Raw genomic sequence first — 23,876 nt, forward strand, 5'->3', positions numbered from 1 at the left:
CAGTGGTACGCGTGGTCACCGGCCGGGCTCACTTGGTCGTCCACTTCCACATGGCGGGGTGGAAGTTGGCGAGGGAGTCCTGGGCGAAGCCGCCCAGGCCCTTCTTGACCACGGAGACCTGGTAGTCCGGCTCCGGCAGCCAGACGACCGGGAGGTCCTTGGCCAGGGCCGCGCTGTACTTCTGCACCGCCTCGTCGGAGGAGGAGGTGGTGGTCTGGGTGACCAGCTTGTCCACGGCGGGGTTGGAGTAGCTGCCGAAGTTGGAGCCGCCGCCGGTGGCGAAGAGCGAGTCACCGCTCGGGTAGGCCGGGAAGTACCAGCTGCCCGCGGTGCCGAAGAACGACAGCTGCCACTTGCAGCCGGCCTGGTCGGCCTTGCACTGGCCGGCCTGCGAGAGGACCGAGTTGACCGGGGCGGTCTTGATGGTGAAGTCGATGCCGGTCTTGGCGAACGACGACTGCAGGGCGCTCATCATGTTGTCGGTCACGGTCGAACCGGACTGCGAGAGCACCTGCATCCGGAACTTGGTGCCCTTGTCCACGCCGGCGCCGCACTGGTTGTCGCCGGTGCCCGGCGCGGTGCACACCATGGTGCCGTCCTGCTCGGTCCAGCCGTGGCCGGTCAGCAGCTGCTTCGCCTTGGCGGTGGAGAACGGGTACGGGTTGTTCTTCTGCTCCGACGAGACGAAGGACGAGCTCTGGCCCTGCGGGATCGGGCCGTAGGTGGAGACCGCGGTGCCGTTGAAGACGACCTTGGAGAGGGTGGTCTGATCCACCGACATCTGGATCGCCTGGCGGGCGTAGAGCTGCTTGAACACCGCGCCCATGGCGGGGTTGTTGAAGTTGTAGGGCATGTACGTGATGGCCCAGCCGGACCACGGCTTCACCGTGTAGCCCTTGGCGGTGAAGGACGACTCCTGGCTGAGGTTGGTCGCGTTGATGTAGCCGTAGTCGACCGTGCCTGCCCGGAGCGCGTTCTCCTCGGCGTCCGTGGTGGTGAACGGCAGCAGGTTCACGGTCTTGATGTTGGCCTTGCCGCCGCCGTCGTACTTGGCGTTGGCCGTCAGCTGGACCTTGCCGGCCGTGGAGAACGACTTGATGGTGTACGGGCCGCTGACCGTCTTCCAGAGCGGGTCGGTGGCGTAACCGGAGATCTTCTTGGCGGCGTCGTTCAGGTACGCCCAGACCTTCTTGGCGCCCGCTGCGGTGCGGTCGAGGTCCGACACCGTGCCCGAGTCGCTGGTCTTGTCCCAGACGTGCTGCGGCATCGGGCGGATCATGCTCAACTCGTTGGCGAGCATCCACTGCTGGTTGTACGCCTGGTCGAAGGTGATGGTGAAGTGCGTGTCGTCGACGACCTTCAGCGAGGTCCAGTTGTCCGGCGCCTTGCCCGGGCTGTAGCTGGCCCAGTCGGCCTTGTTGGCCTTGACCAGGTTGAACCAGAACTCCACGTCGCGGGAGGTGATCTGCTTGCCGTCGCTCCAGTGCCGGTCGCCGAGCGTGATCGTGACGCTCTTGCTGTCCTTGGCGAAGTCGGCGGCGGTGGCAAGCGAGTTGTTCTTGTTCCAGCCGACCTTGCCGGTGGAGCCGTCGTACGCGATCAGCGGCTCCCAGAGGGACTGGGATATGGAGGAGTTGTTGGTGTTCAGGTGCGCGGCGGTGCCGACCGGGAGGATCCAGTTCGGCGTGAAGTTGGCCGGCAGCGCGTAGTTGATGGTGTCCGACGAGCCGGAGGCGGACGACGACGAGGTGCCGCCCCCGGAACAACCGGTCAGCAGAGCACCCGCGGTGACAGCGGCGCCCGTGACAAGGGCCCAGCGGCGGCTGTTCGCCGTGTGAGCAAGGAACATGACTCTCCTCAGAGTGAAAGGACCCGTATGCCCGGGACCGGCACTGCGTTCACGACAGCTAACGCCGGACACACCGAAGAAACAAACAAGAATTAGTAAAAAGTAAGTTACTGCACCTCCGAAAAAAGCCCTCTTGCCTCGATCCCCTCTCTCCATTGGGGGTATTTGGGTGGATTGAATGGGTTTCGGGCAGGGCCTACTTCCTTCGCGAAGCTGTTCCCCCGCGCCGAGCGCGGGCGTATTGTCTTCGCCACACCCACCGTTGCGGAAGTTACTTCGTACATGACTGAAATAAGTGCATGGGACCGCAGGGCCGCAAAAGGCACTCCAGCCCTCGCCGCGCGGGTCCTGGAACTCGTCGCATCGGGCCAGGCCTCCTCACGCGCCGAACTCGCCGGACTGCTGGGGGCCGCCGCCTCCACCATCTCTCTCACCGTGGCCCATCTGGTGGAGCGTGGGCTGATCGCCGAGGAGGGCACCCAGTCCTCCACCGGCGGGCGCCCCCGCAAAGTGCTGAGACCGGGAAGCAACGACGAGTTCGCGGTCGCCGCCGACCTCGGCGGCCGGCACGCCCGGATCGGTGTGGTGCTGCCCGGCGGCGGTCTGACCGATGTCTCGACCGTCCCCTTCGTGATCGCCGACGGCCCCGAGGCGGCTCTGCCCCGGCTCGCCGAGACACTGGAGGCGCTGGCCGAGCAGCGCGGACGTGGCCGGCTGCGCGGGGTCGGGCTCTCGCTGCCCGGGCCGGTGGACATCGCGTCGGGGTCGGTCGTCCTGCCGTCGCGGATGCCGGGCTGGAACCGTTTCCCGGTCACCGCCTGGCTGGAGGAACGCTTCGGCGTCCCGGCCGCCGTGGACAACGACGCCAACTGCATGGCGGTCGGCGAGCACACCGTACGGCCCGCCGAGCACCGGCAGACGATCACGGTGAAGATCGGCTCCGCGATCGGCGCCGGCGTCATCGTCGACGGACGCCTCTACCGGGGCGGCACCGGCGCGGCCGGTGACATCACCCACATCCGGATCGACGCCGGCGCCGACATCCCCTGCTCCTGCGGCAACACCGGCTGCCTGGAAACCGTGGCGTCCGGCGCCGCCCTGGTCCGCATCCTGCGCGAGCGCGGGGCCGACGTCAGCAGCCTCGAGGACGTGGCCCGACTCGCCATCGACGCAGACCCGTTGGCCACCCGCGCGGTCCGCAGGGCCGGCGACTACCTCGGCCAAGTGCTCGCAGCCAACGTCAACTTCTTCAATCCGGACGCCGTCTACCTCGGCGGCATCCTCTCCACCCTGGAGCCGTTCGTCGCCGCCGTGCGCAGCCAGCTCTACGAGAGCTGCCACCCGCTCGTCACCGAACACCTCACCATCGAGCGGGCCAGCCTCGGCGCCGACGCCGGACTGGTCGGCGCCGGGCAGTTCGCCCTGCAGCGCGCCCTGCAGCGCGCCCTGAGCGAGGTCGGCGCCGCCGACCGGTTCCGCGCCCCAGCGCCCCGTCACGTCTGACGCCCCACCCCTACGAGGAGCCATGTCGCAATCCCGCACCGCCGCAGCCCGCCCGGTCATAGCCATCGCCGGACTCGGCATCGAGTCGTCCACCTTCTCCCCCGCCCGCACCCAGGCCGCCGCCTTCCACCCCTCGCGCGGCGCCGAGGTGCTGGACCGCTACCCCTTCCTGGCCCCCGGTGAGGAACTGCGCGAGGCGGCCGACTGGCACGGCGCCCTGGTCGGCAAGTCGCTGCCGGGCGGCACCGTCACCGCCGCCGCCTGGGCCGAGCTGACCGACGAGCTGATCGAACGGCTCGCCGCGCTGCCCCGGCCGGACGGCCTCTGGTACGACATCCACGGCGCGATGACCGTGGAGGGCATCGACGACGCCGAGGCGGTGCTGCTGGAGCGCATCCGTGCCACCGTCGGCCCCGACGTGATCATCTCCACCTCGATGGACCTGCACGGCAACGTCTCCCGCGAACTCGCCCACGGCAGCGACCTGATCACCTGCTACCGGATGGCCCCGCACGAGGACCACATGGAGACCAAGGAGCGGGCTGTCCGTAACCTGGTGGAGCTGCTGGCCTCCGGCGGGCCCCGCCCGGTCAAGGCATGGGTGCCGGTGCCAGTGCTGCTGGCCGGCGAGCAGACCTCCACCCGGATCGAGCCGGCCAGGAGCGTGTACGCGGCTGTTGACGAGGTCGAGGCCATGGACGGCGTGATCGACGCCGCGATATGGGTCGGCTACGCCTGGGCCGACGAACCGCGCAACCGCGCCGTGGTGGTGGTCACCGGCACCGACCGGGCCGCCGTCTCGGCCGGTGCCGAGCGCCTGGCCGAGGGCTTCTGGAAGGCCCGCGACGACTTCGACTTCGTCGCCCCGACCGGCACCTTCGACGGCATCCTGGACGAGGCCCTGGGCTCCGACCAGCGTCCGTACTTCATCAGCGACACCGGGGACAACCCGACCGCCGGGGGCGCCGGCGACATGACCTGGGGCCTGACCCGGCTGCTGGCCCGCCCGGAGTTCCAGAAGGACGACGGTCCGACCGTCATCTACGCCTCGGTGCCGGGACCGGCCGCCGTCGAGACCGCCGTCGCCGCGGGTGTCGGCGCCACCGTCACGGTCACCGCCGGCGCCGAGGTGGATGACCGGCACGCGGGCCCGGTCACCCTGACCGGCACGGTGCACGCCATCCGGCACGGCGACCGCGACGCCCGGACCGAGGTCGTGATCCGGATCGGCAGCGTGTACGCGATCCTCACCGGGCTTCGCAAGCCCTACCACCACGAGCACGACTTCACCGACCTGGACCTCGACCCGCGCGGCGCCGACATCGTGATCGTGAAGATCGGCTACCTGGAGCCCGAACTCTTCGACATGTCGGTCGGGTGGAAGATGGCGCTCACCCCCGGCGGTGTGGACCAGGACCTGGTACGCCTGGGCCACCATCGCATCCGCCGCCCGATGTTCCCCTTCGACCGCGAGATGGCCGACCCGGATCTGTCGGCCCGCATCATCTCCGCCTCCGACCAGCCGCTGACCGGGGACGACGAGTGACCGCGCGCCCCGCCCTGGAGATCGCCGTCACCTCACCGGCCGGCGCCCGGACCGCCCGGGAGCACGGCGCCGACCGGGTAGAACTCTGCGCCGCCCTGGAGCTGGGCGGCCTGACCCCGTCGGCAGCCCTGGTGGAGGCGGTCGCCGAGGAAGGGCTGCCGGTGCAGGTGCTGGTCAGGTGCCGGCCCGGCGACTTCGTCCATGACGCGGAGGAGATCGCGCTGATGGCCGCCGAGGTGCGGTCCGTCATCGCCTCCGGCGCCTCCGGTGTGGTGATCGGCGCGCTGACCGCCGACGGCGCCCTGGACACCGCGGCGGTTGCCCGGCTCGCCGAGGCGGCCCGGGCCTCGGGCCGGCCGGTGGACATCACCCTGCACCGCGCAGTCGACCAGTCCGCCGACCCGGTGGCCATCGCCGCGCTGCTGCCCTCGCTCGGCCTCACCCGGGTCCTCACATCGGGCGGTGCCCCCGTCGCGGCGGACGGGCTGGAGACGATCGCCGCGATGGCCGCCGTCGCATCCGGAGTGCAGGTGATGGCCGGCGGCGGGGTGCGCCCCGCGGACATCCCGGCCCTGACCTCGGCCGGAGCCGCCGCCGTCCATCTCTCCGCCAAGACCAGGGCGTTGCCCCGGCGTGGCGGCGGCTGGGTACCGCTCGGCGCCGGGGGTGCGTCGGCCGAGCAGGACACTCACTTCGTCACCGATCCCGAAGTGGTGGCCGAGGCGCGGCGGGCGATGGCGGGCTGAGCCTCGCGTTTCCGTACGCCCGGCGGGACTTCGCGGCCGGGCGCCGGTCCGCGCACCGCCCCGGATGGCTTGCTGCCGGAGCGCGAAGCGGATCCGGGACTGCGGCTCGCGGAGGATTGCGGCGACTGCGCCGATGAGTGATTCCGGCCGTGCTCGGCACTGTCGAGCCAGCGCTCCAGGCGCGGTTCGGCGATGCGCCGGCCCGCACGGCTCCCCGGGGGTGCCGCTTCCCGACCGCTGCCCATGGCTACCCCGTGAGCGACAGCCCGCTCTCGCAGTCGCGGCAGTTGCCGGGGGCGGGGGAGCGGAAGGCGCGGTCGCAGTGGTTGCAGTTCTGGAGTGGGGTGGGTTGGTGGAGCAGGGTGCGTGGGGGCGAGGGTGTGCATGTCGCGTTCGGCTGTCCGTTCCAGCGGTGCCCGTGCGGGGTTGGCGTGGAGTGTCGCCCGTTCGGACGTGTGCGTGCCTTTCGGTCCCAGAACGGGAGAAGGCGCTCCGGGGAGCGCATCGCCGCGCTCGGAGCGGCGGGAGCGGCCAGCCGGGCCCCGCGGTTCGGATTGCGGATGCCGCGTTCGGCGACACGCTGGGCGGGGGAGGTCCGGGCGCGTCACTCGCTCCGGTCATTCCACCCCTTCACCCGGCTCGCGGCAGCAGGCCCGCCTCCCGGCGCAGGCGGCGACGCGGCCGGTCGGCACACACGAGAGGACAACACATATGCCCGCGGTGACCACGCGTGACGGTGTCGAGATCTTCTACAAGGACTGGGGCCGCGGCCGCCCCGTCGTCTTCATCCATGGCTGGCCCCTGAACGGGGACGCCTGGCAGGACCAGCTCAAGGCGGTCGCGGACAACGGATTTCGCGGCATCGCCCACGACCGGCGCGGGCACGGCCGCTCGACCCCCGTCTGGGACGGCTACGACTTCGACACCTTCGCGGACGACCTCGACGACCTGCTCACCCAACTGGACCTGCGGGACGTCACGCTGGTCGCCCACTCGATGGGCGGCGGCGAACTCGCCCGCTACATCGGCCGCCACGGCACCGGCCGGATCAGATCGGCCGTCCTGCTCTCGGCGATCACCCCGCTGATGCTCAAGAGCGCGGACAACCCCGAGGGCGTGCCGCAGGCCGTCTTCGACGACATCAAGAAGGGCATCCGCACCGAGCGTTCGCAGTTCTGGAAGGACACCGCGGTCGGCTTCTTCGGCGCGAACCGCGACGGCAACAAGGTCACGCAGGGCAACAAGGACGCCTTCTGGCACATGGCCATGGCCGAGACCATCGAGGGCGGTGTCGCCTGTGTCGACGCCTTCGCGGCCACGGACTTCCACGAGGACCTGAAGAAGTTCGACATTCCGACGCTGGTCGTCCACGGTGACGACGACCAGGTCGTCCCGATCGATGCCACGGGCCGCAAGTCCGCCGAACTCATCGCGGACGCGACCCTCAAGGTCTACGAGGGCGGCTCCCACGGCATCGCGCTCGTCCCGGGCGACAAGGAGAAGTTCAACAAGGACCTCCTGGAGTTCCTCAAGCGCTGAACCACCGGTTCGCCGGGGAGAGCCGGGCCGTTCAGGGCGACGACCCGGCTTCAGTGCGACGACCCGGCTTCAGGACCACGCCCCGGCTTCCTCCCGCTCCGGCCGGGCCGGCGCACCACGCCTGATTTCTGCCGCCCTGTTCGCCTTCTGCGACGATGCGAAGAAACGGGGTGAGCGACCAGGAAGGGAATGGTATGTGCGGAATCGTCGGTTACGTCGGTGGACAGTCGGCCCAGGACGTCGTCGTCGCGGGTCTCAAGCGCCTTGAGTACCGGGGCTACGACTCGGCGGGCCTCGCCGTGCTCGCGGACGGCGGTCTGGCCGCCGCCAAGAAGGCCGGCAAGCTCGTCAATCTGGAGAAGGCCCTGGCCGAGACGCCGCTCCCGGCCGGGACCACCGGGATCGGACACACCCGCTGGGCCACCCACGGCGCCCCCACCGACACCAACGCCCACCCGCACCTCGACAACGCGGGCCGTGTCGCCGTCGTGCACAACGGGATCATCGAGAACTTCGCCGCCCTGCGCGCCGAACTCGCCGAGCGCGGCCACGACCTGGCCTCCGAGACCGACACGGAGGTCGTCGCCCATCTGCTCGCCGAGGCGTTCTCCTCCTGCGCCGACCCGGCGGAGGCGATGCGGCAGGTCTGCCGCCGGCTGGAGGGCGCCTTCACCCTCGTCGCCGTGCACGCGGACGCACCCGGCACGGTGGTCGGGGCCCGGCGCAACTCGCCGCTCGTGGTGGGGGTGGGGGAGGGCGAGTCGTTCCTGGCCTCCGACGTCGCCGCGTTCATCGCGCACACCCGCTCCGCGATCGAGCTGGGGCAGGACCAGGTGGTCGAGCTGCGCCGCGAGGGGGTCACCGTCACCGACTTCGACGGGCGGCCCGCCGAGGTCCGCGAGTACCACGTGGACTGGGACGTCTCCGTCGCCGAGAAGGGCGGCCACGACTACTTCATGCTCAAGGAGATCGCCGAACAGCCCAGGGCCGTCGCCGACACGCTCCTCGGACGGATCGACGGCTCGGGCTCGCTCCGCCTCGACGAGGTACGCATCCCGCCGTACGAACTGCGCGAGGTCGACAAGGTCGTCATCGTGGCCTGCGGCACCGCCTTCCACTCCGGGATGATCGCCAAGTACGCCATCGAGCACTGGACCCGCATCCCCTGCGAGACCGAGCTGGCCAGCGAGTTCCGCTACCGCGACCCGATCCTCGACCACCGCACCCTGGTCGTCGCGATCTCGCAGTCCGGCGAGACGATGGACACCCTGATGGCCCTGCGGCACGCCCGCGAACAGGGCGCGAAGGTCCTCGCCATCTGCAACACGAACGGCTCCACCATCCCCCGGGAGTCCGACGCCGTGCTCTACACGCACGCCGGCCCCGAGGTCGCCGTCGCCTCCACCAAGGCCTTCCTCACCCAGCTGGTCGCCTGCTACCTCGTCGCCCTGTATCTCGGACAGGTCCGCGGGACGAAGTGGGGCGACGAGATCCGCACCGTCATCCGCCAGCTCTCCGAGATCTCCGGCGCGGTCGAACGGGTCCTGGAGACCATGGAGCCGGTACGCGAACTCGCCCGCTCCCTCGCCGGTCACGACACCGTGCTCTTCCTGGGCCGCCATGTCGGCTATCCCGTGGCCCTGGAAGGCGCGTTGAAGCTCAAGGAGCTCGCGTACATGCACGCCGAGGGCTTCGCCGCCGGTGAGCTCAAGCACGGCCCGATCGCGCTCATCGAGGACGGCCTCCCGGTCGTCGTGGTGGTGCCGTCGCCACGCGGCCGGTCGTTGCTGCACGACAAGGTCGTGTCGAACATCCAGGAGATCAGGGCCCGCGGTGCCCGCACCATCGTCATCGCCGAGGAGGGTGACGAGGCGGTCGTCCCGTACGCCGACCACCTGATCCGGATCCCCATTACGCCTACGCTGCTCCAGCCGCTGGTGTCGACCGTGCCGCTGCAGGTATTCGCCTGCGAACTGGCGACGGCCCGCGGCAACGATGTGGACCAGCCACGCAATCTGGCGAAGTCCGTGACCGTGGAGTAGCGAACAGTGAAGGAACACGCGTGATCATCGGGGTCGGGATCGATGTGGCCGAGATCGAACGGTTCGACGCGGCGCTGGAGCGTACGCCGCAGATGGCCGACCGGCTCTTCCTGAAGAGCGAGTTGCTGCTGCCCAGTGGCGAGCGGCGCGGTATCGCCTCGCTCGCCGCGCGGTTCGCCGCGAAGGAGGCCCTCGCGAAGGCGCTCGGCGCGCCGAGCGGCCTGCTCTGGACGGATGCCGAGGTGTACGTCGAGGACAGCGGGCAGCCCCGGCTGCGGGTGATCGGCACCGTCGCCGCCCGCGCCGCCGAGCTGGGCGTACGGCACTGGCACGTGTCGCTCAGCCACGACGCGGGGGTGGCGTCCGCCGTGGTGATCGCGGAGGGTTGAGCACATGCGTACCGCCTACAGCGTTCAGACCGTACGGGCCGCCGAGCGGGCCCTGATGGCCCGGCTGCCCGAGGGCGCGCTGATGCAGCGCGCCGCCGCGGGACTCGCGGCGGCCTGCGCCGATGTGCTGCGGCGGCGCGGCCGGGTGTACGGGGCCCGGGTCGTCCTCCTCGTCGGCAGCGGCGACAACGGGGGCGACGCGCTGTACGCGGGCGCCCGGCTCGCCCGCCGGGGCGCCGGCGTGCGCGCCGTACTCACCTCGCCGGACCGCGCCCACGAGGGCGGCCTCACGGCCCTGATCGCGGCCGGCGGGCGGGTCGCGGAGGGCGCGGACGCCTGGGGCGGCCACATCGATCTCGTGGTGGACGGGATCACCGGCATCGGCGGCCGGGGCGGGCTGCGTCCGGGCGCCGCCGAGCTGGTGCGGGCCTTCGCGGCGACCGGCGCGCCCCTGGTCGCCGTCGACCTGCCCAGCGGGGTCGAGGCCGACACCGGCGAGGTGCCCGGCGAGGCGGTGCGCGCCGACGCGACCGTCACCTTCGGCACGTACAAGCCGGGCCTGCTCGTCGACCCGGCCGCCGAACGGGCCGGCGCGCTGCGCCTCGTCGACATCGGGCTCGGGCCCGAACTGCCGGACGTACCCGACCTGGAGGCGCTCCAGTACGCGGACGTCGCCGCGCTGCTGCCCGTCCCCGGCGCCGAGAGCGACAAGTACCGGCGCGGGGTCGTCGGCATCGTCGCCGGTTCCGCGCGGTACCCGGGCGCGGCGGTGCTGGCCGTCTCCGGGGCGCTGCGGGGCGGCGCGGGGGCCGTGCGGTACGTCGGTCCGGGCGCGGACGCGGTGATCGCCCGTCATCCGGAGACGCTGGTCCACGCGGGGCCGCCGTCGAAGGCGGGGCGGGTGCAGGCCTGGGTCGTCGGGCCCGGACTCGGTGACGGCGCGGAGGCCGCCGAGGGGGTCCGGGACGTGCTGGCGGCGGACGTCGCGGTGCTGGTGGACGCGGACGGGCTGCGGCTGCTGGACGCCGGTGCCGTACGCGCGCGCACCGCGCCGACCGTGCTCACCCCGCACGCCGGTGAGGCCGCCGCGCTGCTCGGTGTGCCGCGCGAGGAGGTCGAGGCGGGGCGGCTCGCCGCCGTACGGGAGCTGGCCGCCCGCTACCGCGCCACGGTCCTGCTCAAGGGGTCGACGACCCTGGTCGCCACCGACGACCCGGACACTCCCGTACGGGTCAATCCGACCGGCACCTCCTGGCTGGCCACGGCCGGCAGCGGCGACGTCCTCTCCGGACTGACCGGCTCCCTGCTGGCCGCGGGCCTCGCCCCGCGTGACGCCGCGTCGGCCGGGGCCCATCTGCACGGACTCGCCGCCCGCCACGCCTCCGACGGCTCGCCCGTCGCCGCCCAGGACGTCGCGGAGGCGATCCCGGCGGCGTGGCGGGACGTACGGGCCTGAGCGATCCTGGGCGCACGCAGGAGCCGACCGCAGCGGACAGGAGGGCCGACCGTGGGCAGCAGCGAGGTACGCGTACGCCGGGTGTACGAGCCGAAGGAGGACGGTGACGGCACCCGCGTCCTCGTCGACCGGCTCTGGCCGCGTGGCGAGTCCAAGGAGAAGGCCGCGATCGACAAGTGGCTCAAGGACATCACCCCGTCGAACGAGCTCCGCGACTGGTACCACGAGGACCGTACCGCCACCCGCTACGACGCGTTCGTCGAGCGCTACCGCGCCGAACTGGCCGACCCCGTCCACACGACGGCCGTCCGGGAACTGGTCGAACTGGTCCGGGAGGGCGGCCCGGTGACACTGATCACGGCGGTCAAGGACGTGCCCCACAGCCATGTCCCGGTCATCGTCGACCATCTGGAACACGAGCTGCGCCATCACTGAGGTGCGCACCCGGCAGCGGGCGGACGCCCGCTGCGGCGGGCCCCTTCCGACCCGCCGCCCGAGGGCCCTGCCGTACGCCTCTGAGAGACTGGGCGCGATGAACGAGACAGCGTCCTTGAGAGCCCGTGCCGAGATCGACCTCGCCGCGCTGCGCGCCAACGTGCGGGTGCTGCGCGCGCGGGCGGGCGGCGCGCAGCTCATGGCCGTCGTCAAATCCGACGCGTACGGGCACGGGGCGGTGCCCTGCGCCCGCGCCGCGCTGGAGGCCGGGGCGACCTGGCTGGGCACCGCGACGCCGCAGGAGGCGCTCGCCCTGCGGGCCGCCGGACTCGGCGGCCGGGTGATGTGCTGGCTGTGGACCCCGGGTGGTCCCTGGCGCGAGGCGATCGAGGCCGACATCGACGTGTCGGTGAGCGGGATGTGGGCCCTGCGCGAGGTCGTCGCCGCGGCCACGGAGGCGGGCGTCCCGGCCCGGATCCAGCTCAAGGCCGACACCGGCCTCGGGCGCAACGGCTGCCAGCCCGCCGACTGGCCGGAGCTGGTCGCCGCCGCCCGCGCCGCCGAGGACGCGGGCACCGTCCGGATCACCGGCCTGTGGTCCCACTTCGCCTGCGCCGACGAGCCCGGCCACCCCTCCATCGCCGCCCAGCTGGCCGTGTTCCGGGACATGGTGGCGCACGCCGAGAAGGAGGGCGTCGAACCCGAGGTGCGCCACATGGCCAACTCCCCGGCGACGCTGACCATCCCCGAGGCGCACTTCGACCTCGTACGGACCGGGATCGCGATGTACGGCATCTCGCCCAGCCCCGAGCTGGGCACCCCGGCCGACTTCGGGCTGCGCCCCGTCATGACGCTCATCGCGTCGGTCGCCCTGGTCAAGCAGGTGCCGGCCGGCCACGGCATCAGCTACGGCCACCACTACACGACCTCCGCCGAGACCACCCTGGGCCTGGTGCCGGTCGGCTACGCGGACGGCATCCCGCGCCACGCCTCCGGCCGGGCGCCCGTCCTGGTCGGCGGCGTCACCCGGCGGATCGCCGGCCGGGTGGCCATGGACCAGTTCGTCGTCGATCTCGACGGGGACGAGATCGAGGTGGGCAGCGAGGCGGTGCTCTTCGGCCCGGGGGACCGGGGCGAGCCGAGCGCCGAGGACTGGGCGCAGGCCGCCGACACGATCGCGTACGAGATCGTCACCCGGATCGGCACCCGCGTACCGCGCGTGCACCTGCACGCGACCCCGGCCGAGTCCTGACCCATCGTGCGCCCCTGACCAGGCACGATCTGATCACGACCGGAACAGACCGGCCCTGACCTGACGGATACGACCGACGAGGAGCGCGGCACGGTGAGCGAGATCAGCGCGGGGGACGCGGTGACGACGGCCGCTACGGCGGTCGGCTGGCGCCGGGCGGGTATCGCGGGAGCCGCCATAGGTGTGATCGCGGCGGGCGCGGCCGCCGGTGTCGCGGTCGAGCGGCTCACGGTCGGCCGGGGCATGCGCAGAAGGGCCAGGCTGGCCCTGGACGCCACCGGGCCGTACGGCTCGCTGCGCGGGCTGCCGGGCCGGGCCACCGCCGACGACGGCACCGAGCTGTACTACGAGGTCGACGAGGTCGAACCGGACGGCGGGACGGGCGGCGCCGCGGGCAGCGGGGGCGACGCCGCCGGCTCCGGCACGCGCCGCCGCCGGCTCTTCGGCCGCAAGGACCCCGCGCCCGTCACCGTGGTCTTCAGCCACGGCTACTGCCTCAGCCAGGACTCCTGGCACTTCCAGCGGGCGGCGCTGCGCGGTCTGGTCCGCACCGTCCACTGGGACCAGCGCAGCCACGGCCGTTCCGAGCGGGGCCGGGACCAGGCAGAGGGCGTCCCGGTCGGCATCGACCAGCTCGGCCGCGATCTGATGGCCGTGATCGAAGCGGCTGCCCCCGAGGGGCGGCTGGTGCTCGTGGGGCACTCGATGGGCGGCATGACGATGATGGCGCTCGCCGACGGGTACCCCCGGCTGATCCGGGACCGGGTCGCCGCCGTCGCCTTCGTCGGCACATCGAGCGGGAAGCTCGGCGAGGTCAATTTCGGGCTGCCGATCGCGGGCGTGAACGCGGTGCGGCGGGTGCTGCCCGGGGTGCTCCGGGCGCTCGGTTCCCAGGCGGAGCTGGTGGAACGGGGCCGCCGGGCGACCGCCGATCTCTTCGCCGGGCTGATCAAGCGGTACTCGTTCGGTTCGCGGGACGTCGATCCGGCGGTCGAGCGGTTCGCCGAGCGGCTCATCGAGTCCACCCCGATCGATGTGGTCGCCGAGTTCTATCCGGCCTTCACCGAACACGACAAGAGCGGCGCGCTGCCCGCCTTCCGTGACGTCCCGGTGCTGATCCTGGCGGGCGACAAGGACCTGGTGACGCCCAGCTCGCACAGCGAGACCATCGCGGACCAGCTCCCGGACGCGGAGCTGGTCATCGTCCCGGACGCCGGCCATCTGGTGATGCTGGAGCACCCCGAGACGGTCACGGACCGGCTGGCGGACCTGCTGGTACGCATCGGAGCCGTGCCGTCAACGGCTAACGTTGGCGGACATGGAAGCACCGCACAACAGCCTGGCGACTGAGGCCACCGAGGGCGCCGCGCCGGGCGCCGTCACCGTGAGCCTGGCCGTCGGGTCCCCCGAACAGATGCAGGCGCTGGGCCGCCGGATCGCCGCGGTCCTGCGGCCCGGCGACCTCGTGATGCTCACCGGCGAGCTCGGCGCCGGGAAGACGACGCTGACCCGGGGTCTCGGCGAGGGCCTCGGCGTGCGCGGCGCGGTCACGTCCCCCACCTTCGTGATCGCCCGCGTCCACCCGTCGCTGACCGGCGGTCCGGCCCTGGTCCACGTCGACGCGTACCGCCTGGGCGGCGGGCTCGACGAGATGGAGGACCTGGACCTCGACGTGTCGCTGCCGGAGTCGGTGGTGGTCGTGGAGTGGGGCGACGGCAAGGTCGAGGAGCTGTCCGACGACCGGCTGCAGGTGGTGATCGACCGCGCGGTCGGCGACACGGACGACGAGCGGCGCGAGGTGACACTGATCGGGATCGGCGCGCGCTGGGCGGGACTGCGCGAGGTCTGAGCGCGGGGCCGGATTCCGACAGGCTGTCGGCAAATTGTTGCGCCGGGCGGTGCGGGCGTGGTCACATGGATGACGAGAGCTGGTTAGGTCTGCCTAACCACGCCTTCCATCGGAGCCTCAGGAGGCATCCATGACGACGTCCGCCGAACGTGAAGTGCCGCCGCCGCCATCGATGAAGGACCTGCTGGCGGCCTGTGCCGCGGCCACGGCGGTCTCCACCCCGCCGCCGTCCGCGGACGAGGACGACGGAACCGACGACGGAGCTCCGGCCGCACCCGCGCCCCGTACCGAGCCGGATCTCGAACGCCGGGCGGGCTGAAACGCCGGGCCGGGCGAAACACGCCCTAGGGGAGGACGACGACCTTCGTGCCCACCAGCGCGAAGTCCCACATCGCGTTCCCGTCGGCCCGGGACATCCGCACGCCACCCGCCTTCAGCGTCGGGTCCGGGCTCTCCATCGAGCCGTCGACCGCCGCGCTGAAGCCCACGGCCACGTCGTCCACCATCGCGAACCGCACCACGTGCTCGATCATCACGCCGTCCGAGCCCTTGGTGGGGGCTCCCGAGCGCGGGGTGTTCACCTGATAGGTGCCGGGGAGCGGATTCAGCGCGCTCGGCATGACCTCGAACGTCCGGGTCGCCTTCCCGTCCGCGTCGACGAGCCACACACGGCGGTCCTCCAGGGAGTACACGACCCGCTTCCCGGTGCCGGAGTGCGCGGGGAGCGCGGCCGGGCGCGACTTCTCCTTCGGCTTCGCGTGCTCGGTGGCGGTGGCGGAAGCCTTCGGTTTGGGGGCCGCGAGGTTGTCGGGGGCGTTCGCCGATGCCTGGAAGGCCAGGACGCCGACCGCGACGAGCGCCGCCGCAGTGAGCCCGGCCACGATTCCCGAGCTGCCCCTAGACACCGTGCGCGCCCCTTTCGCTTCCGTATGTCGTACAAGCGTTTAGCGTTTACGTCGTACCCGCGTGTACACGCTGACGGTAGCAGCCGGGACCGGTCGCACCGGGACGCCGTACGGGGCGCCGTGCCTCCGTCGGCGGAGCCGTAGGCTGTTTGCGTGCTCTTGCTCGCCGTGGATACCGCAACCCCCGCCGTCACCGTCGCCCTTCATGACGGGACCTCCGTCGTCGCCGAGTCCGGACAGGTCGACGCCCGAAGGCACGGGGAGCTGCTGCTGCCCGCCGTCGACCGGGTCCTCGCCGAGGCCGGTGTGAAACTCGACGCCGTGACGGACGTGGTCGTCGGCGTCGGCCCCGGACCGTACACCGGGCTCCGGGTCGGCCTGGTCACCGCCGCGACCTTCGGCTCCGCCCTCTCCGTACCCGTGCACGGGCTGTGCACCCTGGACGGTCTCGCGTACGCCGCGGGCCGGGCCGGTCTTGAGGGCCCGTTCGCCGTCGCGACGGACGCCCGCCGCAAGGAGGTCTACTGGGCGCGGTACGACGACCCGCGCACCCGGGTCACCGAGCCCGCCGTCGACCGGCCCGCCGACATCGCCGAACAGCTCGCCGGACTCCCCGTCGTCGGCGCGGGCGCGGTGCTCTACCCCGAGGCGTTCCCGGACGCCCGGGAGCCCGAGCACGTCAGCGCCGGAGCGCTGGCCGCCCTCGCCGCCGAGCGGCTCGCCGCGGGCGCGGAGCTGCTGCCGCCGCAGCCGCTCTACCTCCGCAGGCCCGACGCCCAGGTGCCGAAGAACTACAAGGTGGTCACTCCGAAGTGACGACCACGACTGCCGTTCTGCGCGAGATGCGCTGGTGGGACATCGACCCGGTGCTGGAGCTCGAAGGCGAGCTGTTCCCGGACGACGCCTGGTCGGCCGGCATGTTCTGGTCCGAGCTGGCGCACTCCCGCGGCCCGCGGGCCACCCGCCGCTATGCCGTCGCCGAGGACCCCGTCACCGGCCGGATCGTCGGCTACGCGGGCCTCGCCGCGGCCGGTGACCTCGCCGACGTGCAGACGATCGGGGTCACCCGCGACCACTGGGGCGGCGGCCTCGGCTCCGAACTCCTCACCGACTTGCTGAAGCACGCCACGGCCTTCGAGTGCGCCGAGGTGCTCCTCGAAGTCCGCGTCGACAACACCCGGGCCCAGAAGCTCTACGAACGCTTCGGCTTCGAGCCGATCGGCTTCCGCCGCGGCTACTACCAGCCGGGCAACATCGACGCACTCGTCATGCGCCTCCACGTACAAGAACACGTACAAGAAACAGAGACTGACTGATGGCTGACGAACCGCTCGTACTCGGCATCGAGACCTCCTGCGACGAGACCGGCGTCGGCATCGTCCGGGGTACGACGCTGCTCGCCGACGCCGTCGCGTCCAGCGTCGACACGCACGCCCGCTTCGGCGGCGTCGTCCCGGAGATCGCCTCCCGCGCGCATCTGGAGGCGATGGTCCCCACCATCGAGCGGGCCCTGAAGGAGGCCGGGATCAGCGCCCGCGACCTCGACGGCATCTCCGTCACCGCCGGCCCCGGGCTCGCGGGCGCGCTGCTCGTCGGCGTCTCGGCGGCGAAGGCGTACGCGTACGCGCTGAACAAGCCGCTCTACGGGGTGAACCACCTCGCCTCGCACATCTGCGTGGACCAGCTGGAGCACGGCCCGCTGCCCGAGCCGACGATGGCGCTGCTGGTCAGCGGCGGGCACTCCTCGCTGCTGCTCGCGCCGGACATCACCAATGACGTACGGCCGCTGGGCGCGACCATCGACGACGCGGCGGGCGAGGCCTTCGACAAGATCGCCCGGGTGCTGAACCTCGGCTTCCCCGGCGGCCCGGTCATCGACCGGCTGGCGAAGGAGGGCGACCCGAAGGCGATCGCGTTCCCGCGCGGTCTGACCGGCTCGCGCGACCCCGCCTACGACTTCTCCTTCTCCGGCCTGAAGACCTCGGTGGCCCGCTGGATCGAGGCCAAGCGCGCGGCGGGCGAGGAGGTGCCGGTACGGGACGTGGCGGCGTCCTTCCAGGAGGCCGTGGTGGACGTGCTCACCCGCAAGGCCGTCCGGGCCTGCAAGGACGAGGGCGTCGACCACCTGATGATCGGCGGCGGTGTCGCGGCCAACTCGCGGTTGCGGGCGCTGGCCGAGGAACGGTGCGAGCGGGCCGGCATCCGGCTGCGGGTGCCGCGCCCCGGGCTGTGCACGGACAACGGTGCGATGGTCGCGGCGCTGGGCGCGGAGATGGTCGCCCGGGGCCGGCCGGCCTCGGACCTGGAGCTGTCCGCGGACTCCTCGCTGCCGGTGACCGACCCCCATGTGCCCGGCGCCCATGCGCACGATCACGATCACGACCACGTCCACGAGATCAGCAAGGACAACCTCTACTCATGACCGTAGCCCTCATGTGGGAGGCCCGTGCCGTGGCCGGCCGGGGCGCCGAACTCCTGGAGTGGGCGCGGGCCCGTTCGGCCGAGCTGGCCCGTGAGCCGCTCCGCCGCGAGCTGCTGCGCGCCCCGCAGGACCGGGTCCTGGTCATCACCTGGTGGGCGGGCGCGTACGGCGACGAGCTGCCCGAACTCCCCGAACCCGACGCCGAGTTGATCACCCGCCCGGTGCACCGCTGGCGCTTCGAGTCCCTGGGGGACGCCGGACCCGCCGCCGGCTGACCGGCCCTCGGCCGGGGTGGGCTCCCCGGCCGGTCCCTCAGCCGCCGGCGGTTCCCCGGTCGATCAGCCCCCGGATGATCGCGTCGAGTTCGTCCGCCACCTCGTAGTCGGCGGCGTACGCGCGCCACTCGTCCTTGATCGCGGTGAGCCGGGGCAGCGTCGCCGCGTCCTCCTCGGTCATCATCTCGGGGAAGTAGCGCCTGCCCGGCGGGTTCTGCGCGCGGCGTTCGGCCGCCCGGCGGAAGACCAGGTCGCCGTAGACGTAACTCCAGATCGTCCGGTACGCGCGTACCGCCTGGGCGGGGGAGAGGCCGCAGGCGAGCGCCGAGTCGATGATCTCCTCGACCATCCAGAGCGCGTTCCGGTCGGTCAGTTCGCCCAGCGCCAGGATGTCCAGCACCCACGGGAGCCGGCCCAGGATGTCGTGCATGTGCACGGCCACGGCGAGCAGCCGCTCGTGCGGATCCTCGGGCAGCTCGGGGCGCGGGAAGGCGGCGGCGGTGCCCGACAGGGTGAGCATCAGCAGCTCGTCCTTGTCCTGCACGTAGTGGTAGAGCGCCATCGGCGTGGAGCCGAGCTCCTTCGCCACCCGCCGCATGCTCAGGGCGTCCACGCCCTCTTCCTCGATGATGCGGCGCGCGGTGGCGACCATCGCGTCCGGATCGAGCCGGCGCGGCCGCCCGACGGATCGTTTCGCCGGTGCCTGTTTCCTCGAAGGTGTCTGCTTCTTCGCGGGCGCCTGCTTCTCCGGCGGCACCTGTCTCTCCGTCGGCACCTGCTTCTTCTCTGTCCCTGACACCCGGGCATTGTCCCCGTTCCGCTGTTCCCGCTCCGTCCCGGGCCCCCTCGCCACTAATTTCTATACGCGTATAGTAATGGTTCGACCGGATGACCGCGAGGGAAGGGAACGTCGTGGACGAACAGTCACGGCACACACGTTGGCTGCTGGTGGTGGCTCTCACCGTGCAGTTCATGGTGGCGTTGGACATGTCGGTGGTGAACGTCGCACTGCCGGACATGCGCAGTGATCTCGGCTTCACGCCCCAGGGGCTGCTGTGGGTGGTGAACGCCTACGCGCTGGCCTTCGGCGGGCTGCTGATGCTCGGCGGGCGGCTCGCCGATCTGCTCGGCAGCCGTCTGATCCTGACAGCGGGCCTGGTGCTGTTCGGCGTGGCGAGCCTGGCCGGCGGGCTCGCCTGGTCGCCCGGCGGGCTGATCGCCGCGCGGGCGGTGCAGGGGATCGGTGGCGCCGCGCTCGCACCGGTCGCCTTCGCCCTGATCGCCCTGGCCTTCCCGGCCGGGCCCGCTCGTTCCCGCGCCCTGGGGCTGTGGGGCATGGCGGGTGCGGCGGGCGGCGCGGTCGGCGTGCTCGCGGGCGGGGTGCTCACCGATGCGGCGGGCTGGCGCGCGGTCATGCTGGTGAATGTGCCGATCGTGGGGTTCGCGCTGGTGGGGGCCGTACGCAGCGGACTGCGGGGCGGCGCGGCCCGGACCGGTGCCCGGCTCGACGTGGCGGGAGCGCTGCTGGCCACCGCGGGCACGACGCTGCTGGTCCTCGGACTCGTACGCACATCGACCGACGCATGGGGGTCGGCCCGGACGCTGGGCACGCTCGGCGCCGCCGTACTGCTGCTGATCGCCTTCGTCGTCGTCGAGCTGCGGACCCGCACCCCGCTGCTCCGTCCCGGTCTGCTGACGGGGCGGCCGGTCCTGACCGCGAATCTCTTCTGCCTGCTGCTGAGCTCCGGGCAGTTCGCCGCGTTCTACTTCGTCTCGCTCTACATGCAGCAGGTGCTCGACTACGGGCCGACCGCCGCCGGTATCGCCTTCCTGCCGTTCTCGGCGGGCGTCGTCGCCGGTTCGATCGTCGCCACCCGTACGGTCGCGTCGCTCGGCACCGGACGGCTGCTGGCACTCGGCGGCTTCCTGGCCGCGCTCGGCCTGGCCGGATTCGCGGCGACGGCGCGGGCCGACGGCGGCTTCCTCCACTCGATCCTCGGCCCGTCCCTGGTCTGCAGCATCGGCATCGGGATGTGCTTCGTACCGCTCGGCACGGCGGCCACGACCGATGTGGCGCCCGACGAGGCGGGCATGGCCTCCGGGCTGCTGAACAGCGCCCGTCAGGTGGGCGGCTCGCTGGGGCTCGCCGTCCTGGTCACCGTCGCCGCCCGGGTCACCGGTGACGGGGGTCGTCCGGCCGACCTGGCGGCCGGGTACTCGGCGGCGTTCTGGGTCTGCGCCGGGCTGCTCGCGGTCGCGGCGCTGGTGGCCCTGGTGCTGCTCCCGGGACGCGGGCGGACGGCTGCGGCGGGGGCTCCGGAGACCATCCCGGAGACCGCTCCGGTGGCCGGGCCGGAAAATTCTCAGAAGAATCTCCGGGGAACTGTCGATCCGGCCGGGTCCCGTTCGACGCAGGGGTGAGAGGCGGGGAAAGCCCCCGCCCATCAGACCTAGGAGTCACCATGCCGCGCTTCATGTCGCTGATCCGCATCGACGAGCAGAACCCCTTCGACGCCCCGGACCCCGAGTTCGAGAAGCGCATGGGCGCCCTGTTCGAGGAGATCACCAAGGCCGGCGTCATGCTGGAGACGGCCGGGCTCACCCCGACCTCCCAGGGGACCAGGGTCACCTGGTCCGGCGGGAAGCTCAGCCACACCGACGGGCCCTTCACCGAGACCAAGGAGGTCGTCGGCGGCTACGCCATTCTCCAGGTCAAGGACAAGGAGGAGGCCCTGGAATGGACCAGGCGGTTCCTGCAGTCCCACCCGGAGAACTGGACCGTGACCTCCGAGGTCCGCCAGATCGACGAGGCCACCCAGGGTCCCTGAGAGCCTGTCGGGTGACCGACAGGCTCTGACCGGCCCCGCTTGCCGCGACCCGGCACGGCTGCTGTGATGAGTGACCGTGACGGCAGCAAGTACGACAGCGGCGGTCGAAGCGGTCTTCAGGATCGAGTCCGCGCGGATCATCGCGGGTGTCACCCGCATCGTGCGGGACGTGGGCATCGCCGAGGAACTCGCGCAGGACGCCCTGGTGGCCGCACTGGAACAGTGGCCGGAGTCAGGTGTCCCGGACCGGCCGGGCGCCTGGCTCATGGCCACCGCCAGACACCGCGCGATCGATCTCGTACGCCGCAAGGAGACGTACGCGCGCAAGCTGGCCGAGGTGGGGCGGGCCCTGGAGGACGTGCCGCCGCCCGAGCCGGCCGAGGCGGACGACATCGACGACGATCTGCTCCGGCTGATCTTCACCGCCTGCCATCCGGTGCTCTCCACCGGGGCCCGGATCGCCCTCACCCTGCGGCTGCTCGGCGGCCTCACCACCGACGAGATCGCCCGCGCGTTCCTGGCTCCCGAACCGACCGTCGCCCAGCGCATCGTCCGGGCGAAACGGACCCTGGGCCGCGAGGGCATCCCCTTCGAGGTGCCCGACGGACCGGAGCGCGCCGCCCGCCTCGGTTCCGTGCTCGAAGTGATCTACCTGATCTTCAACGAGGGATACGCGGCGACCGCGGGCGACGACTGGCTGCGCCCGGCGCTCTGCGAGGACGCGCTGCGGCTGGCCCGGGTGCTCGCCGGCCTGATGGAGCAGGAGCCCGAGGTCCACGGACTGGCCGCACTGCTGGAGCTCCAGGCCTCGCGCACCGCCGCCAGGACCGGGCCGGACGGTGCGCCGGTGCTGCTCGCCGACCAGAACCGGGCCCGCTGGGACCGCCTGCTGATCCGGCGCGGAATCGCCGCCCTGGAGCGGGCCGTGGCGGCGACCGAGGAGGGCGCCGGGCTCGGCCCGTACACCGTGCAGGCCGCCATCGCCGCGTGCCACGCGCGGGCGGTGACGTACGAGGACACCGACTGGACCACCATCTCCGCCCTCTACGACCGCCTCGCCGTGATCACGCCGTCCCCGGTCGTCGAACTGAACCGGGCCGTGGCGGTCTCGATGGCGCGGGGCCCGGAAGCCGGCCTCGCCCTGGCCGACGCGCTGGCGGACGACCCGGCGCTCAAGGACTACCACCTGCTGCCCAGCGTCCGCGGGGACCTGCTGGCCAGGACGGGGCGTACGGACGAGGCGCGGGCGGAGTTCGTACGGGCGGCCGGGCTGACCCGCAACGAACGGGAACGGGCGATGCTCCTGGACCGCGCCGGGCATCCGGACCGCGGCGGCCGATGAGTTCCGGCCGCCGGGCGGGACGGGATCGGTCATGACCGTCCGGTTCCGGCTGGCCGGCCAGGAGTACATCGCGCTCAACGGCGGCCCGCAGTTCCCCTTCACCGAGGCGATCTCGCTCTCTGTGGACTGCGCCACGCAGGAGGAGCTGGACACCCTGTGGGCCGAGTTCACCGCCGAGGGCGAGGGGGGCAGTGCGGCTGGCTCAAGGACAAGTACGGCCTGTCCTGGCAGCTCGTGCCCCACGGCTTCGACGAGGCGCTGTCCGACCCGGACCCGGCCAAGGCGGAGCGGGCCATGAAGGCGATGCTGGGCATGCGGAAGCTGGACATCGAGGCACTGCGCAACGCCTGAACCGGCCCCGCACGGTCGGTAGGGTCATGCCCATGCCCATGCCCATGCCTCGCCGAGCACAACTGCCACCGCCACCACCGCCCGTGGAAATACGTTCCTGGCCCGACCGGGAGGCCATGCTCGCCGACCGGGCCGCGGTGCTCGGGGCACTGGTGAGGGCCCATGTCGCACCGGGGCGGCTGGCGGTGCTGTGGCTGTGGGGCGCGCTCTGCGCGTTCGGCTGGCTCCTGGTGGGCACCGCGCTCATGACCTTCGAGGAGTCGTACGACGTCATCAGTGCCGGGATCGGTGTGATCATCGCCGCCATGGGTGTCGCCTGCATGGTGCCGGCGGTCGTCCTCGTCGTCGTCGGCCTGCGCCGCGACCGCAGGATCCGCCGACTGCTCGACGCCTGGGGCGGGTTGGACCGCGATCCGGCACGCGACGCGGCGCTGCGGATGCCGGGCGCCGGCACCGCCTGGCTGGTGATGTCCTTCGTGCTGTGCGCGGTCGGGCTGGTCACCTGCTTCGTCGTCCCGGCGGCCGCCACCGCGGAAAGGGACAGCTTCAGCCTGGTCGCCCTGTTCATGGGGCTCGGGCTGGTCGCCTGGCTCGTCGGACTGATCGGCGTCGTCAAGGCGTTCGCCCACCGTCGCTGGGTGCAGCGGGTACTGATCGGAGCGCCCGCTCCGGAGCCGCTGATCTCCGTCGGGGGCGGTGCCCACCGCTGACCGCGGACCTATCCTGACGGGACCGGTGAGTCGCACAGGGGGAACAGGGGGAGGCCGACATGGAGTGGTACTGGTGGGTGCTCATCATCTTCTGGACGGGCGGCTTCGGATGGGCCGTCGACAACGTCCGTACGGCGCTGCGCAATCGGCACGACCGCAAGCTGGAACTGCTTGAGGCGTCCAAGCGGGAGCGGCTGGCCCTCGACGCGGCGAACAGGCCGCCGGAGCCGGTCTGCGGCTGCACGCACCATCTCGCCAAACACGACAAGCAGGGCAAGTGCCATGAGCGGATCGAGGTGCCGACGGCCTGGGACGAGACCAAGAAGCCGGTCCGCTTCGAGTCCGGGCAGTGCAACTGCCAGCAGTACGTGGGCCCTCAGCCGCTCTCGCAGGTGTACGCGGACGATCTGACCGACCTCGCCTGACGGCCGCCGGGC

The 23,876-nt window shown here is 72.0% G+C and carries 24 protein-coding genes and 1 pseudogene; 22 read left to right on the forward strand and 3 right to left on the reverse strand.

The genetic code is table 11. The features are described 5' to 3' along the window. Positions 1–28 precede the first annotated feature (28 nt). Positions 29–1,849, reverse strand: a complete 1,821-nt coding sequence (locus ACFVX4_RS09185) for a peptide ABC transporter substrate-binding protein (protein ID WP_389973550.1) — start codon at positions 1,847–1,849, stop codon at positions 29–31. Positions 1,850–2,131: 282 nt separating this feature from the next. Here ACFVX4_RS09185 and ACFVX4_RS09190 point away from each other — a divergent pair, with 282 nt between their 5' ends. From ACFVX4_RS09190 to ACFVX4_RS09245, 12 genes are all read left to right on the forward strand, one after another. Beyond that, positions 2,132–3,352: an ROK family protein gene (locus ACFVX4_RS09190; RefSeq protein WP_389973553.1), complete on the forward strand. Its 1,221-nt coding sequence runs from the start codon at positions 2,132–2,134 to the stop codon at positions 3,350–3,352. Positions 3,353–3,374: 22 nt separating this feature from the next. Continuing rightward, positions 3,375–4,898 (forward strand): M81 family metallopeptidase, encoded by a 1,524-nt coding sequence (locus ACFVX4_RS09195; protein ID WP_389973556.1) that lies wholly within the window; start codon positions 3,375–3,377, stop codon positions 4,896–4,898. Continuing rightward, a complete protein-coding gene (locus tag ACFVX4_RS09200) occupies positions 4,895–5,644 on the forward strand; it encodes a copper homeostasis protein CutC (RefSeq protein ID WP_389973559.1) in 750 nt (249 codons plus the stop codon). The genes ACFVX4_RS09195 and ACFVX4_RS09200 overlap by 4 nt, the downstream gene beginning before the upstream one ends. 711 nt (positions 5,645–6,355) lie before the next feature. Further along, positions 6,356–7,183, forward strand: coding sequence for an alpha/beta fold hydrolase (locus ACFVX4_RS09205; RefSeq protein WP_389973562.1), 828 nt, complete (start codon positions 6,356–6,358; stop codon positions 7,181–7,183). A 194-nt stretch (positions 7,184–7,377) separates the two neighbouring features. Beyond that, positions 7,378–9,225 (forward strand): glutamine--fructose-6-phosphate transaminase (isomerizing), encoded by a 1,848-nt coding sequence (glmS, locus tag ACFVX4_RS09210; RefSeq protein ID WP_389973565.1) that lies wholly within the window; start codon positions 7,378–7,380, stop codon positions 9,223–9,225. Positions 9,226–9,245: 20 nt separating this feature from the next. Then, the gene (locus ACFVX4_RS09215) at positions 9,246–9,614 is read left to right on the forward strand and encodes a holo-ACP synthase (RefSeq protein WP_093897275.1); all 369 of its coding nucleotides are present in this window, start codon (positions 9,246–9,248) and stop codon (positions 9,612–9,614) included. A gap of 4 nt (positions 9,615–9,618) precedes the next feature. Next, positions 9,619–11,070, forward strand: coding sequence for an NAD(P)H-hydrate dehydratase (locus ACFVX4_RS09220; RefSeq protein ID WP_389973568.1), 1,452 nt, complete (start codon positions 9,619–9,621; stop codon positions 11,068–11,070). Between the two features lie 51 nt (positions 11,071–11,121). Then, on the forward strand, positions 11,122–11,505 hold the full coding sequence (locus ACFVX4_RS09225; protein WP_389973570.1) for a DUF488 domain-containing protein: 384 nt from the start codon (positions 11,122–11,124) through the stop codon (positions 11,503–11,505). Between the two features lie 97 nt (positions 11,506–11,602). After that, the gene (alr, locus tag ACFVX4_RS09230; protein WP_389973573.1) at positions 11,603–12,757 is read left to right on the forward strand and encodes an alanine racemase; all 1,155 of its coding nucleotides are present in this window, start codon (positions 11,603–11,605) and stop codon (positions 12,755–12,757) included. Between the two features lie 93 nt (positions 12,758–12,850). After that, on the forward strand, positions 12,851–14,107 hold the full coding sequence (locus tag ACFVX4_RS09235; protein ID WP_389973575.1) for an alpha/beta fold hydrolase: 1,257 nt from the start codon (positions 12,851–12,853) through the stop codon (positions 14,105–14,107). Beyond that, positions 14,076–14,606: a tRNA (adenosine(37)-N6)-threonylcarbamoyltransferase complex ATPase subunit type 1 TsaE gene (tsaE, locus tag ACFVX4_RS09240; RefSeq protein WP_389973579.1), complete on the forward strand. Its 531-nt coding sequence runs from the start codon at positions 14,076–14,078 to the stop codon at positions 14,604–14,606. Before ACFVX4_RS09235 ends, tsaE begins: the two co-directional genes overlap by 32 nt. 130 nt (positions 14,607–14,736) lie before the next feature. Further along, entirely contained in the window at positions 14,737–14,925 is a 189-nt protein-coding gene (locus tag ACFVX4_RS09245) for a hypothetical protein (RefSeq protein ID WP_389973582.1), read from the forward strand. A 25-nt stretch (positions 14,926–14,950) separates the two neighbouring features. On the opposite strand, the gene ACFVX4_RS09250 is transcribed toward ACFVX4_RS09245, so the two are convergent. Next, positions 14,951–15,511: a hypothetical protein gene (locus ACFVX4_RS09250; protein ID WP_389973585.1), complete on the reverse strand. Its 561-nt coding sequence runs from the start codon at positions 15,509–15,511 to the stop codon at positions 14,951–14,953. 168 nt (positions 15,512–15,679) lie between these two features. On the opposite strand from ACFVX4_RS09250, the gene tsaB reads away from it, so the two are divergent. The 4 genes from tsaB to ACFVX4_RS09270 are packed head-to-tail and all read left to right on the forward strand — an operon-like array spanning position 15,680 to position 18,208. Beyond that, positions 15,680–16,327, forward strand: a complete 648-nt coding sequence (gene tsaB, locus ACFVX4_RS09255; RefSeq protein WP_389973588.1) for a tRNA (adenosine(37)-N6)-threonylcarbamoyltransferase complex dimerization subunit type 1 TsaB — start codon at positions 15,680–15,682, stop codon at positions 16,325–16,327. Continuing rightward, positions 16,324–16,827 carry a ribosomal protein S18-alanine N-acetyltransferase gene (rimI, locus tag ACFVX4_RS09260; RefSeq protein ID WP_389973591.1) on the forward strand — a complete coding sequence of 168 codons (504 nt, stop codon included), beginning with the start codon at positions 16,324–16,326 and terminating at the stop codon, positions 16,825–16,827. Before tsaB ends, rimI begins: the two co-directional genes overlap by 4 nt. Further along, positions 16,827–17,933, forward strand: a complete 1,107-nt coding sequence (gene tsaD, locus ACFVX4_RS09265) for a tRNA (adenosine(37)-N6)-threonylcarbamoyltransferase complex transferase subunit TsaD (protein WP_389973594.1) — start codon at positions 16,827–16,829, stop codon at positions 17,931–17,933. Before rimI ends, tsaD begins: the two co-directional genes overlap by 1 nt. Continuing rightward, positions 17,930–18,208, forward strand: a complete 279-nt coding sequence (locus tag ACFVX4_RS09270; protein WP_389973597.1) for a hypothetical protein — start codon at positions 17,930–17,932, stop codon at positions 18,206–18,208. Before tsaD ends, ACFVX4_RS09270 begins: the two co-directional genes overlap by 4 nt. Positions 18,209–18,245: 37 nt before the next feature. Here the strand turns inward: ACFVX4_RS09270 and ACFVX4_RS09275 are convergent, their stop codons facing one another. After that, positions 18,246–19,007 carry a TetR/AcrR family transcriptional regulator gene (locus tag ACFVX4_RS09275; RefSeq protein WP_389973600.1) on the reverse strand — a complete coding sequence of 254 codons (762 nt, stop codon included), beginning with the start codon at positions 19,005–19,007 and terminating at the stop codon, positions 18,246–18,248. An 89-nt stretch (positions 19,008–19,096) separates the two neighbouring features. Between ACFVX4_RS09275 and ACFVX4_RS09280 the strand changes: the two genes are divergently transcribed. The 6 genes and pseudogenes from ACFVX4_RS09280 (at position 19,097) to ACFVX4_RS09305 (ending at position 23,864) form a co-directional block, all read left to right on the forward strand. Next, the gene (locus ACFVX4_RS09280; protein ID WP_389973602.1) at positions 19,097–20,629 is read left to right on the forward strand and encodes an MFS transporter; all 1,533 of its coding nucleotides are present in this window, start codon (positions 19,097–19,099) and stop codon (positions 20,627–20,629) included. A gap of 41 nt (positions 20,630–20,670) precedes the next feature. Then, a complete protein-coding gene (locus tag ACFVX4_RS09285) occupies positions 20,671–21,036 on the forward strand; it encodes a YciI family protein (protein WP_389973605.1) in 366 nt (121 codons plus the stop codon). Positions 21,037–21,112: 76 nt separating this feature from the next. Then, complete coding sequence (locus ACFVX4_RS09290; protein ID WP_389973607.1) at positions 21,113–22,378, forward strand: RNA polymerase sigma factor; 1,266 nt, start codon at positions 21,113–21,115, stop codon at positions 22,376–22,378. A gap of 10 nt (positions 22,379–22,388) precedes the next feature. After that, positions 22,389–22,729: pseudogene (locus ACFVX4_RS09295) on the forward strand (VOC family protein); the annotation flags it as partial. A 44-nt stretch (positions 22,730–22,773) separates the two neighbouring features. Further along, positions 22,774–23,439 carry a hypothetical protein gene (locus tag ACFVX4_RS09300; RefSeq protein WP_389974008.1) on the forward strand — a complete coding sequence of 222 codons (666 nt, stop codon included), beginning with the start codon at positions 22,774–22,776 and terminating at the stop codon, positions 23,437–23,439. Positions 23,440–23,498: 59 nt separating this feature from the next. Next, complete coding sequence (locus ACFVX4_RS09305; protein WP_385325190.1) at positions 23,499–23,864, forward strand: hypothetical protein; 366 nt, start codon at positions 23,499–23,501, stop codon at positions 23,862–23,864. Positions 23,865–23,876 lie beyond the last annotated feature (12 nt).

It is taken from the genome of Streptomyces sp. NPDC058240 (genome assembly GCF_042882135.1).
Classification (GTDB): domain Bacteria; phylum Actinomycetota; class Actinomycetes; order Streptomycetales; family Streptomycetaceae; genus Streptomyces.